The 12567-nt window shown below is 74.4% G+C and carries 9 protein-coding genes; 4 read left to right on the top strand and 5 right to left on the bottom strand.

Translation table 11 applies throughout. The features are described 5' to 3' along the window. Positions 1–10 precede the first annotated feature (10 nt). The 3 genes from NHG27_RS13130 to NHG27_RS13120 form a co-directional block, all read right to left on the bottom strand. Entirely contained in the window at positions 11–829 is an 819-nt protein-coding gene (locus NHG27_RS13130) for an ABC transporter permease (RefSeq protein ID WP_193718969.1), read from the bottom strand. Positions 830–831: 2 nt separating this feature from the next. After that, positions 832–2040 carry an ABC transporter ATP-binding protein gene (locus NHG27_RS13125; RefSeq protein ID WP_193718968.1) on the bottom strand — a complete coding sequence of 403 codons (1209 nt, stop codon included), beginning with the start codon at positions 2038–2040 and terminating at the stop codon, positions 832–834. A gap of 119 nt (positions 2041–2159) precedes the next feature. Then, positions 2160–3284 carry a glycosyltransferase family 4 protein gene (locus tag NHG27_RS13120; RefSeq protein WP_193718967.1) on the bottom strand — a complete coding sequence of 375 codons (1125 nt, stop codon included), beginning with the start codon at positions 3282–3284 and terminating at the stop codon, positions 2160–2162. Between the two features lie 106 nt (positions 3285–3390). Here NHG27_RS13120 and NHG27_RS13115 point away from each other — a divergent pair, with 106 nt between their 5' ends. Next, the gene (locus NHG27_RS13115; RefSeq protein WP_497016581.1) at positions 3391–6774 is read left to right on the top strand and encodes a hypothetical protein; all 3384 of its coding nucleotides are present in this window, start codon (positions 3391–3393) and stop codon (positions 6772–6774) included. 6 nt (positions 6775–6780) lie between these two features. On the opposite strand, the gene NHG27_RS13110 is transcribed toward NHG27_RS13115, so the two are convergent. Beyond that, positions 6781–7908, bottom strand: coding sequence for a glycosyltransferase family 4 protein (locus tag NHG27_RS13110; protein ID WP_193718965.1), 1128 nt, complete (start codon positions 7906–7908; stop codon positions 6781–6783). An 84-nt stretch (positions 7909–7992) separates the two neighbouring features. On the opposite strand from NHG27_RS13110, the gene NHG27_RS13105 reads away from it, so the two are divergent. Continuing rightward, positions 7993–9225 carry a glycosyltransferase family 4 protein gene (locus tag NHG27_RS13105; protein WP_497016580.1) on the top strand — a complete coding sequence of 411 codons (1233 nt, stop codon included), beginning with the start codon at positions 7993–7995 and terminating at the stop codon, positions 9223–9225. Between the two features lie 32 nt (positions 9226–9257). On the opposite strand, the gene NHG27_RS13100 is transcribed toward NHG27_RS13105, so the two are convergent. Continuing rightward, on the bottom strand, positions 9258–9914 hold the full coding sequence (locus NHG27_RS13100; protein ID WP_193718963.1) for a phosphatase PAP2 family protein: 657 nt from the start codon (positions 9912–9914) through the stop codon (positions 9258–9260). A 235-nt stretch (positions 9915–10149) separates the two neighbouring features. On the opposite strand from NHG27_RS13100, the gene NHG27_RS13095 reads away from it, so the two are divergent. Together NHG27_RS13095 and NHG27_RS13090 are read left to right on the top strand one after the other, a co-directional pair. Then, entirely contained in the window at positions 10150–11274 is a 1125-nt protein-coding gene (locus NHG27_RS13095; protein WP_497016579.1) for a GNAT family N-acetyltransferase, read from the top strand. Next, entirely contained in the window at positions 11271–12470 is a 1200-nt protein-coding gene (locus NHG27_RS13090) for a GNAT family N-acetyltransferase (protein WP_497016578.1), read from the top strand. The genes NHG27_RS13095 and NHG27_RS13090 overlap by 4 nt, the downstream gene beginning before the upstream one ends. Positions 12471–12567 lie beyond the last annotated feature (97 nt).

Here is a 12567-nt window from a genome sequence, read left to right as displayed (position 1 = left end):
CCTGACCGGGTCAGATCACGTCGGCGAAGCCACGCTCGAGCTTCTGGAAGATCAGTGCGCCACCCGTGAAGGCGAGCCCCGACACCACGACCAGGGCGACGACCTGCCACGCCTCGGGGGCCGCCTGCCCGAGCAGCGACCAGCGGAAGCCCTCGAGCAGCCACGTGAGCGGGTTGATGTTGAAGATCCACAGCAGGTTCGCGGGGACGGCCTCCAGCGAGTACGCGACGGGGGTCGCGTACATGAGGATCTGGATGACCCAGGGCAGCGCGTACCCGACGTCGCGGTACTTGACCATGACGGCCGAGCTCGCGACGCCAATCGCGGCGCCGAGCAGCACGGCCAGGAGCGTCCAGAACGGCACGAGCAGGATGGGCCAGCCGGGGTTGATCCCGTAGACGAACAGCAGGACCACGAACAGCCCGAACGCGACGGCGTAGTCGACCAGCACCGCGAGGATCGTCGAGAGCGGCACGAGCATGCGCGGGAAGAAGACCTTCGACACGAGCGACTGGTTCGCCACGAGCGAGGACGACGAACGGCTCGCGACGCCGCTGAACACGTTCCACGCGAGCTGGCCTGCGAAGGCGAAGATGAAGTACGGGACGCCGTTGCTCGGCAGGTCCGCGACCTGACCGAACACGATCGCGAAGATCCCGGCCGAGGCGAGCGGCTGCAGGATGACCCAGGCGATGCCGATCACGGTCTGCCGGTAGCGCAGCAGGACGTCACGCCGACCGAAGCTGACGAGGACCTCGCGGGCCTCCCACAGCTCCTTGACCGACGGCAGGTCCCACCGCCCGGGCGGGGTGATCACGGTCTTGCTCATCGTCACCACCTCTCGTACTGGAAGTCCGCCAGCACCATGCCGTGCGTCAGCGCCTCGTCGGACGTGACCTCGGGGTACGGCGGGTTGGGCAGGATCTCGAAGGCCCCCGCGCCCTCCCAGGCGTCGAGGATGCCGGTCTTGCACACGTACAGGTCGTACGTGTACTTGCCGGGCTTGAGCCACAGGTCCTTGATCGTCAGCGCGCCGCGCTGCGGGACGGTCGGGTCGAGCCACAGGCCGACGAGGCGCGAGTCGCACTGGACGACGATGTTGCCGTTCATGTCGTTGATGTGGCACGAGACGAAGTAGCTGCCGACCAGGTCCGGGTTCGCGTTCACGGCGAACTCGATGACCTTGTCCTCGGTGGGCTCCATGGTCTCCTCGGCGATCGCCGCCTCGGTGAAACGGAGCTCGCCGGTGCCGGCACGTCGGGACGCGTCCTGCTGGGCGACGTGGAAGCTCGTGAAGCTGTTGCGGTACTCGGCGAGCGCGTCCTCGACGTTGCCCGCGTAGGTGAGCTTGCCCTGGTCGAGGTAGATCGCGCGGGTGCACAGCGCGGACACGGTCTGCGCCTGGTGGCTCACGTAGAGCACCGTGCGACCGTCGCGTGCGACGTCGCGCATCTTGGCGAGGGACTTGGCCTGGAACTCGGCGTCGCCGACCGCGAGGACCTCGTCGATCGCGAGGATCTCGGTCTCGAGGTGCGCTGCCACCGCGAACGCCAGGCGCACGTACATGCCCGACGAGTAGCGCTTGACCGGGGTCTCGAGGAACTTCTCGACGCCCGAGAAGTCAACGATCTCGTCGAAGCGGCGCTGGATCTCCTTGCGACGCATGCCCAGGAGCGTGCCGTTGAGGTAGACGTTCTCCCGGCCGGTCAGCTCGGGGTGGAACCCCGTGCCGACCTCGAGGAGGCTGCCCACGCGCCCTCCCAGCTCGATCCGGCCCGTCGAGGGGGCCGTGATGCGGGTGAGGAGCTTGAGCAGCGTGCTCTTGCCGGCCCCGTTGCGCCCGATGATGCCCAGCGCCTCGCCCCACGGGACCTCGAAGTCGACGTCCTTGAGCGCCTCGAAGTCCTCGTACTCCGGCTTGTGGAGCGGGTGCTTGACGCGGTTGATCACTGCTTCCGCAGCGGTCGTCGGCCGGAAGCCGCTCTTCGCGATGCGGTAGGACTTGGAGAGGCCCTTCACGGCAACAGCGGGATCCGCCACGGTGTCCCCTTCGGCATGGTGTCCGCGCGCTGCGGATCGTGTGGTGGTCGGAGGAGTCTCGACCGGTGAGAACCGGGCCTTCTACGACACGGGCACACTATCAGCGGGCAGACCCCGGATCAGGGCCGGGAGCGGGTGGAATTCTCCGACAGCCACGAGACGATCGGGGCGGTCGTGCACTCCCACGGGAGCTCGTCCATGGCGTAGCGGTAGGTGCGCCGGCCCTCGTCGTCGGCGGGCGCGGGGTCCGGGCCCAGGCGCTCGACGAGCCACTCGACCCACTCGTCGGTGTCGTCGGTGACCCGGGCCGGGGAACCCGGGTGAGCGCTGGCCCCGTCGGTCGTCGCGATCACGGGACGACCCGTCGCAAGGGCTTCGCCGAACTTCACCGGGGCGCCCACGCCGGCCCGGACGGGCACCGCGACCACCCGGCTGCGCGCCGTGAGGTCGGAGAGCGCCGGGACGCGACCGAGCCCGCGGTAGCCCTCGATCTCGGTGAAGCGGGCGGGGGTGCCGCTCCCCGCGACGTGCCACTCGGCGTCGGGCACGGCCTGCCGCACGCGAGGCCACACGTCCTTGGCGAACCACGCGATCCCTGCCGTGTTCGGGGTCCACGACCAGTTGCCGAACATCCCGACCACGGGCGGGGGAGCGGCCGCCGGTGGCGGGGGCCACTCGTCGGCGTCGATCCCGTGCGGCGCGACGAGCCGGCGCGCGCCGCCCCCCGCGGGCAGACGGTCGAGCTCGGCGGGCGAGCAGACCGACACCGCGGAGGCGTCCCGCAGGACCCGGTCCTCGACCGTGCGGAACGAGCGGGCCTCGCGGGTCCTGCCCAGGCGCGTCAGCCACGGGCTCATGACGTTGTGGACGTCGACCAGCACCGGGGTCCCGAGCCGGCGCCCCGCCCCGCGCAGCAGGGCCCAGGACTCGAGGTGCGCGACGACCACGTGGTCGAACCGGCCCGAGCGCGCCCGGCGGCGCGCGAGGAAGTAGCGCGTCGGGTGGGGCAGGCGCTTGTGGAGGAACGGGGCGAACCGCTCGACGGTCGCGATCTCGCGCAGCGACGTGTCGTCCTGGTCGCCCGCGAGCGTCATGACGTGCACGGCCCAGCCGGCGCGCACGAGCGCGCGGATCTGGAAGTACTGCCTGCGCTGGCCGCCCTGCCCGTCCCGGTCGGGGGTCTCGTTGCTGAGCCACAGGACGGGACGCCGGGCACGGGAGGTGTCGGGCGCGTCCTGGTCCATGCGGTCAGCGTAGGGGATGACCCCCGCTGCGGAAGGTCCCTCGACGAGGGTGAAATCCGCGGTCGGTCGCCCCGCGCGGCGGGGGTCCGCGACGTACGATCGACCCTTGGCCCGCGCCGCCGGGCCCGACGGGAGCACCGACGTGACCGACCCGCCCCAGCAGGACGAGCAGGCCCAGCGCCCCACGGGGTGGTGGCGCCGGCCCTGGGTCGTCGGCGTCGCGGGCGCCGTCGTGGTCGCCACGGGGGCCGTCCTGGTCGTCCGCACGGTCGACGGGGGCGCCGCGGCGGAGCCCGGTCCCGCCATGCCGACCGTCGTGAGCGCGAGCGAGCCGGGGGCCGCGCCGGTGTGCGGGTTCCCGGTGCTCGACAAGGTCACGCACGACGGCGTCGACCCGGCCGACCTCGGCGGGCGCCGCGACGTGGTCGACGAGGTCGCGACCCTGACGGACGGCACCGTGCTCTCGCTGCGGGTCCGCGACGGGCTCGCGTACGTCCTCGAGTGGGACCGGTCGAGCGCCTACCGCGTGACCCGGTACGACGTGGCGACGGGGGACGTCGAGGGGACCACGGACTTCGAGCTGCAGCTCGACGAGGGCAGCGAGGCGTTCAGCCCCGAGCAGTTCGAGGTCGACGCCGAGGGCGGCGTCTACTTCCTCGACACGCTCATGCAGCGCCGCGACCTGGTCCGGTTCGAGCCCGACGGCACACGGTCCTGGACGACGCACCTGCCCGAGGGGGACCAGACCGAGGGCGGGGTCCTCGACCTGTTCGGCATGGCCCTGTGGGACGACCTCGACGGTCGGCCCGTGGTCGGCGTGCACGAGACCGAGCGCACCATGCACCTCGTGGGGACCGACGGGAAGATCGTCGGTACGCGTGACGACTTCCCCGGCCAGGTCCTGGGCCAGCTGCCCGACGGCGGGCTCGTGCTCGAGTCCTCGGGCTCCTCGGACGCAGGGTCCACCGACGACCTGACGGTCCTCGACCAGGACGGCGGCGAGGAGCTGCACCTGGGGGCGACGGCCAACGGCCGGTGGGCGTTCGGCAAGCCGTCCCAGTACTGGTTCGACTCCGTGGTCGGCGTCGCCCCGGCGCCCGACGGCGACGGGCTCGTGGTGATCGAGGACGGCCTCGGGTTCGAGCACGTGGGCGCGGACGGCGTGCGGCGCGGCGTGTGGCCCGACGCGCGCGCCGACCTGGATGCGGACTTCACGCTCCTCGACGGCTCGCCCCTCGTGCTGGACGACGGCACGTACTACACGCTGACGACGAGCGAGGGGGCCGTCGCCCTCACGGCGATCACGCAGGACCGCATGGCCTACCAGCTCGGCGCGCCCGTGAAGTACAACGCGGTCAACGACGGCTTCCTCGCGGTGCTGGGCGCCGGCGCGGGCCTCGTGACGGACGAGGTCTACAACTACTTCCCGCCGGGCGAGGAGCCCGCCGTGCGCCTGAGCCTCGACGACTCGTGGGGCCGCTGGGCCGACCGCTACGAGCTGCGCCTCCAGGTGCGCGGCGACCCCCGCGTCCCGGACCCCGTCGTGGGCGACGAGCAGGTCGCCGAGATCCCGGCGGACGGCGGGGACGTGCCCGTGACGCTGCCCGCGACGAGGCCCGGGGTCTACGAGGTCGACGCCGCCCTGGTCGAGCGCGCGTCGGGCGACCCCGTCTCGGGGACGTGCCTGCGGTACACGGTCGGCGCGCCCGGCGCCCCGCTCGACCTCGCCGGGCTGGCCGACGGCGCCGACTGGGGAGGGGCCTCGGTCCTGCGGGGGGTGCAGCTCGCCGACCAGCTCGGCGTCGACAGCTACCGCTGGCAGCTCGACTTCGGGGCGATCGTCCCCGACCCGACCGGCACCCCGGCCGCCGACGGGCTGGTCTGGGACTCGCTCCCGAGCGCGGGCGTGCCCGAGCCCGAGGAGGGGGCCGAGACCGACCCCGAGCCCTTCGCCGAGCTCGCGGCCGCCGCGGCGCTCGCGGGGAGCAGCGGGGTCACGCTGACCCTCCAGCTCGGGTCGGGCGGCGAGGCCGAGCGGGCCGCGGTCGACGCGGGCACGTGGGAGGGGTGGTCGCGCGAGATCGTCGCGGCCGTCGCGGAGCGGGCGCCGGGGATCGTGGCCTGGCAGCCCTGGAACGAGCCCAACAACACGGGCTTCGGCGACGGTGCGCAGTACGAGGAGCAGGTCGGTGCGCCGTTCGCGGCGGGCGCGCGCGCAGCGCTGCCGGGCGTCGTGGTCGTCGGGGGGAACACGCTCGGGATCGTGCCCGACTGGTGGGCCGCGCTCGTCGACGCGGGCGGGTGCGCGTCGATGGACGTCGTCGGGATCCATCCCTACACGGGGCTCAACCGGTCCTGGGAGGAGGAGGGCTTCTCGGTGGCGGACGCCGAGCTCGACCAGCTCCGGGACGCGCTCGCGCCGTGCGGCGACGTCCCGCTGTGGGACACCGAGTCCGGCTGGTGGTCCGACGGCGTCGCGAACTTCTGGGCCGGCGGCTCCGACGTCGCGCGCAAGCTCCTGTGGTACGGGTCCGAGGGGATCGACGAGTGGACCTACTTCTTCTCCGAGGGCGGGTTCGGGGAGTCCGGCAACTCGTGGTCCCTCGTGCAGTACGGCAGCTACGTCAAGCCCGCCGGGGCGGCCTTCGCCGCGACCTCGGCCCTGCTCGACCCCTACGGGACGCCGACGTTCGTCGAGACGGGCGTGCCGGGCACGTTCGCGGCCACGGCCCAGGGGCCCGGTGGCGAGCCGCTGCTCGCGGTCTGGGGCGACGACCTGTCGACCACCGTGCGCCTGACGGTTGCGGGCGGCGACGGCGACGACGGCACGGTGCGAAGGATCGACCAGTACGGGGCCGGGGCGTCCCTCGACGTCGGAGGGGACGGGGTCGACCTCCCGGTCACGGGCGCGCCCGTCTTCCTCGTCGGGGAGCCGGGCCAGACCCTGGGCGTCCAGGCCGTCGAGCCGTTCGGTCCCGACCTCCTGGCGGGGCGTCCCGTCACGGCCACCTCGACCCACGAGGAGGCCGACGCCCAGGTCGTGACGTCCGGGACGTTCGACGTGCGCGACCCGTGGCGGTCCGGTCGCCTCGCGGACGACGTCGTCGACGAGAACCCCTCGGTGACCGTGGCGACCGACGGGCCGCAGACCGTCGACCGGATCGCCGTCGCGACGGCGGGGATCCGCTGCTGCAGCATGGGTCTGCGCGACTACACGGTCTCGGTCCAGCTCCCCGACGGCACCTGGCAGGACGTCGCCCGGCAGGAGGACCAGTTCTCGGACCGGGTCGCGGTGTTCGAGATCGAGCCGGTCGAGGTCACCGCGGTGCGCGTCTCGGTGCCCATGACGACCGAGCGGGGCGTGCCCGTGCTCGCGGCGAACTACTCGGGCGTCGTGGGTGGGCTGCACCCGTCGTTCCTGCCGCTCGCGACCGAGAGCGCGTACGTCGCGACCGTGAGCGCGCTCCAGGCCTGGGGGCCCGGGGCCTGACCAGCGTCAGCGCGCGGCCACGCTCCGCCACACGGCCGCGTGCTGCGCCGCGCTGCGCTCCCAGGTGAAGTCCGCCGAGCGGGCCCGGCCGCGCTCGACCATGGCCGCGACCTCCGCGTCGTCCGAGAGCGCGAACAGGGTCGCCTGGGCGATCTCGTCGGGCGTCGGGTCGACGAGTAGCCCGCCGTCGCCCACGACCTCGGGCAACGAGCTCGTGCGGGCCGCGACCACGGGAACTCCCGCGGCCATGCCCTCGAGCGCGGGCAGGCCGAACCCCTCGTAGTGCGACGGGACCACGACGACGGCCGCGCCGGCGACCAGGCCGGGCATGACGTCGTCGGGCAGGCGACCGACGAGGCGCGTGCCCGCGAGCGCGCCGAACAGCTTGTCGCGCCGCCAGTTCTGCGGGCCGCTCATGACGAGCGTGAGGTCCGGCCGCGCGCTGTGGATCAGGGGCCACGCCGCGGCGAGGCTCTCCAGGTTCTTGCGCTGCGAGGCGCCGCCCGCGTGCAGGACGTACGGCCCCGTGACGCCCAGGGCCTCGAGCGCCGCGGCGTCGAGCGGCGGGGTGCGGAAGTAGCGCTCGTCGACCCCGTTGTAGGCGACGTGCGGGCGCTCGACGCCGAGCAGCTCGGCGATCTCGTCGGCGCTGAACTCGGAGACCGTGACGACGGCCGCCGCCCGGCGGGCCTCCTCGGCGGCGGCGCGGACCGGGCGGGACTCGTCCTCGAACCGCCACGAGACCACGTCCTGGATGGTCACGACGTCGCGCGTCGGGTGCGGAGGGAGCTCGAGGCCGACGCGGTGCACGACGGCGCCGCGCGGGTACACGAGCCGGCCTGCGGCCCGGCGCAGCGCGGGCGAGGCCGTGCCGAGCCGGGACAGCGGGAGGCGGAGCGTGCCGGGCAGCGGCGAGCGCAGGGACCGCGCGACGGCACGCGTCACGGTCCAGTCCCCGGGCGCGTTCGCCGAGCCCGCCCCGGGCGACGTGGGGGCACCGGCCCGAGCGGGTGAAACCGCTGGTCCGGCCGGTGCGGACAGGGCTCCGGCCGCCCTCGTGGCGACCTCCTCCTGGTAAACTTGCGCGCCCATGGGCACCTCTACCGCGACGGTCGCGATCACCAGCTGCGGCATGCGGGGAGTCCGTTCTCTCGCGGTCCGGGAAGTGCCTCACTCTAGCGGCGCGCAGCGCCTGGACCACGGTCCTGAGAGGGCGAAATGAGTCCCCGGACCGCGCTCGTCACCAGCTCCTACGCGCCCCGCACGGGTGGCGTCGAGACCCACGTCCAGCACGTCGCGCGCGTGCTCGCCGCCCGCGGGGAGACGGTCGAGGTGTGGGCGGTCGACCAGGGCGAGCACCTCGGGACCCGCGTGCTCGACGGCGTCACGGTCCGCTACCTGCCGACCCCCCAGCCCTCGCGCGGTGCGCGCGGCGTCCTCGCCTTCGCGGTCCGCTGGCCCGCGGCCGCCTGGCGGTGGTTCGGTGCCTACCGCTCGCTGCGCCCCGACGTCCTGCACGTGCAGTGCTTCGGCCCCAACGGTGTCTACGCCACGGCCCTGGGGTGGGTCACGCGCACCCCGCTCGTGGTCAGCTCGCACGGCGAGACGTTCGCCGACGACCACGACGCGCTCGGCACGTCGTGGTGGATGCGCACCTGGTTCGGCGCGTCGCTCGCCCGCGCCGACGCCGTGACCGGCTGCTCGACGATCGTCACCGAGGACCTGGCCGAGCGGTTCGGGTACGCGGGGGCCGTGGTCGTGCCGAACGGCGTGGACCTCACGGTGCCCACCCCGGTACCCGTGGCCCCCGCGGTCGCTGCCCCCGCCCCGGCCCCGCGCGGGCCCCGGGCCCGCCCCGTCGAGCCGAGCGACGCCGTCGGGCCTCCCGTGCTGCTCGCGGTCGGCCGGGTCGAGCACGTCAAGGGCTTCGACCTGCTGCTCGAGGCGTTCGCGGCGTCGGGTCTCGCGGACCGGGCGCGGCTCGTGGTCGTGGGCGACGGGTCGGAGCTCGCGACGCTGCGCCGTCGCGCCGAGGTGCTCGGGGTCGCGGACCGCGTGTCCTTCCCGGGCATGCTCGGGCCCGACGCGGTCGCCGCGGCGCTCGCGGACGCCGCCGTCGTGGTGGTCCCGAGCCGCAAGGAGGCCGCGTCGATCGTGGTCCTCGAGGCCTGGCGGGCGGGGCGCCCGGTCGTGGGCACCGTGCTCGGTGGCCCGCGCACTCTCGTCACCGACGGTGTCGACGGCCTCCTGGTCGACCCGCGCGACCCGGTGCTGCTCGCGGACGCGATCGGGGCGCTGCTGGACGCGCCTAAGGTCGCGGCCGCGATGGGGGCCGCGGGGCGCCGCACGGTCGAGGACTACACGTGGGAGGCCGTCGCGGACCGGTACGACGAGGTCTACGAGCGCGTCCTGGCGGCACGTCCCGCCCAGCGAGGCCGTCCGCGGAGGTAGCGCCCTGCCTGCCGGGCCCCGCGCACGACGGCCTACCCCGCGAGGGGCCCGGAGCGCGCCGTGGGGCGCTGCGTGCACGCGAGCACCAGGCACGTGACCGCGCCCACGAGCAGCAGGGACGCGACGACGTCGCTCGGGCGGTGCGCGTGCTCCAGCAACGAGGCGACGCACGCGGCGAGGCTCACGACGACGGCCCACGCGACGAGCGCCCCCGACCGCCGCGGCCAGAGGAACAGGACCGCGACGCACAGCGCGGCGGTCACGGCCACGTGCCCTGAGGGCAGGGTGTTCTGCGGGTAGGCCAGGTCCGCGAGGTCGGGCCGGTCGAGCGCCCCGTCGCGGAGCCAGCGGGCGAGCGGGACCGTGACGGCCACGACCCCGACCGCGCGCAGCACCGCGCGGCGTCGGCCGGCCCGCAGCGCGAGCACGCCGAGCACGGCGCACACGGCCCCGAGCGCGACGGGCAGGGCCGGGCGCAGGACCTGCGCGAACGAGCCGAGGAACGGGTTGAGCTGCTGCCACGAGACGAACGCGCCGTTGTCGAGCTGCTGCCCCGCGAGGGTGCGGACGGTCACGACGTACGTCGCGGCGAACACTGCTCCGAGCACCAGGGCTGCGGCGAGCAGGAGCGGGACGCGGGCCGAGCGCCCGCGGCGGGTGCCGACGTCGTGCAGCTCGTCCGTGGTCACGGGCAGGCCTTCCTCGAGCGGGGACGTGCGGCGGGCGGCGCCCGGGAGCGTCCACGGGTGGCTGTGAGCACTGTCGGACGACGACGGCTCGTCGTGCGCGAGCCGGTCGGGTGAAAACGGTGCTCCCACTGTGGCCCCGGTGGCGTTCGGTGTCTACCGTCGTACTGCACAGATGCCCCGGGCACCGGTCTCGCGAGGTCCGGGGCGCCGCTCGTCCGACGACAGAAGGTCCTTCATGGCACGGAGCCGGGTGCTGAGCATCGTCGACCTGACGGATCAGGACATCGAGGCGTGGCGGGCGCTCGCAACCCGCGCCGCCGAGCCCAACCCCTACTTCGAGCCCGAGATGCTGGTGCCCGCCGTGCGCGAGCTCTCCGGCGGGGCCGGGCTGCGGCTCCTGGTCGTCGACGCGGGCCCGGACGAGGACCCCGGCTGGTGGGCCGCGCTCCCGTTCGAGATGGTCCCGGGCGACAAGCACTGGCCGTTGCGGCACGCCTCGACCGGGTCGGACTTCCTCGCGCTGTACTGCCCGCTGGGCACGCCGCTCGTCGACGGCGCGCGCGTCGACGAGGCGGTCGACGCGCTGGTCGACGCGTTCCACGAGCGGCGGCGCGAGCTCGGGCAGGCGGTCGACCTGCACCTGCTGGCCCGCGGCGGTCGGGTCGACCAGCGGCTCGAGGAGGTGTGCCGGGAGCGGGGGATCCCGGTGCACACCTGGGGCGGCGACCCCCGGGGCGCGGTCCGGTTCGACGAGGGGGCGCCCGGGAGCTGGGCCGAGCGCATGCCTCGTGGCAGGTCGCTCGCGCGCGGTCGCCGGCGTCTCGAGCGCGCGGTCGGGGAGACCCTGGTCCTGGAGGACCGGGTCGACGACCCGGAGATCGCGAAGGCGTTCCTCGACTTCGAGCAGCAGGGGTGGAAGGGCGACGCGTCGCGCGGCGGCATGGGCTTCCGGAGCAGGCGCGGCGGGCAGGAGTGGTTCACGCAGATGCTCGCGGGGTTCGCCGGGACGGGCCGCGCCCACGTGTTCGCGCTCGTGGCCGGCGGGGTCCTGCTGCACATGGCGGTGATCGTCTGCACGGGGTCCACGGCGTTCGGCTACTTCGACGTCTACAGCGAGGAGTGGGCCCGGTACGGGCCGGGCGCGATCGGTCGCATGATGGCGTTGTCGTGGCTCGACGAGAACTCCGAGGTCGACGTGTTCGACAGCTCGATGAACCCCTCGCTCTACCCCGACGCGACCGCGTTGTTCCCCGACCGGTTGACGATGGTCTCGTCGACCGTCGTCACGGGGGGTCTCCTCGCGCGCCTGGCCATGCGGGTCATGCGCGCCGCCGCACGCGTGGTGCGGCGCTTCCGGTGAGGGCGCGGCCGACGACGCTCGTCGGAGCGGTCGAGACGGCGGGCACGGGGGTCACGAGCAGGGTCGTCCGGGTCGCCGACCTGGCGGGCGAGGACCTCGCGGCCTGGCAGCGCCTCGCGGACTCCTCGCTCGAGCCCAACCTCTACTTCGAGCCCGCGGTCCTGGGGGCGGCGACCCGCGGGATGGGTGGCGGGCGCGCGGTCATGGCCCTCGTCGTGGCCGACGGGTCGGGCTGGCTCGCGTTCCTCCCGTTCGAGTCGGTGGGCCGCAACCGGCTGTGGCCCGCGCGTCACGCGAGCCTCGACGGGCCGTTCGTCGAGCGGTTCGCGGCGCTGCGCGCGCCGCTCCTGGACGCGGCCCGCCCGCGGCTCGCGGTCGAGTCGCTGGTCGCGGCCCTCCGTGCCCGACGGCGGGCGCTCGGCCAGGCGGTCGACCTCCCGCTGCTGAGAGCGTCGGGGGAGACCACGACGCTGCTGCTGGAGGCCTTCGCCCGTGCGGGCATGCCCGTGCGCGAGTGGGACCGCATCTCGCGCGGTGCGTTCGTCCCGGGTCGGGGCGTGCGTGCGGAGCTCGGTCCGGAGATGTCGGCGTCGCGGCGCAAGAACCTCCGGCGCCGACGTCGCCACCTCGCCGAGGCGCTGGGGGAGGAGCTGCGGATCGTCGACGCCACGTCGGAGCCGGGCGTCGTCGAGCAGTTCCTCGACCTCGAGGCCGCGGGGTGGAAGGGGGACCGGGACAGGGGCGGTCAGGCCCGCCGCGTGGTGCCCGGGGCCGCGACGTGGTTCGCCGGGCTGGTCGAGGCCTATCGCGAGCGTGGCGAGGCGCACGTGCTGCGCGTCGGCCCGGCGGCGGAGCCGGTGTACCTCGCGGTGCGCGTCCGGCGCGACGGCGTGGTCTTCTCGATCTCCGACGCCTATGCACCGGCCTGGTCGGCGCACTCACCGGGGGCATGGGGGCGGCTGCTCGGGATGCGCCTGCTCGCCGAGGCGCCGGGGACGGTGCTGGTCGACAGCTGCGTCGACCCGCGCCGCTACCCCGACGAGACGCTCCTCTACCCGGACCGCGTGGACCTGGTCTCGGTCACGTGCGCCGTGGGGAGCTGGCCGTCGCGGGTGCTGCTGTCGGCGATCGTGGCGGCGGGGCGGGCCCGGCGGAGCCTGCGCGCCGGCCGGATCCTGCGCGCCCGGCGCGGCTGACGACGCGTCCTGCCGTGGGCGAACCGCCGTGCCTCGTGTCGGCCCTGCGGCGTAACCTGGTGCTCGCACCCTCAGCCCGGACCGTCCTCACCTCGGT

This window comes from Oerskovia sp. 140933, from assembly GCF_059651515.1.
Note: the sequence above shows the minus strand (reverse complement) of the source record. Positions and strands in the feature narration are given on the sequence as shown.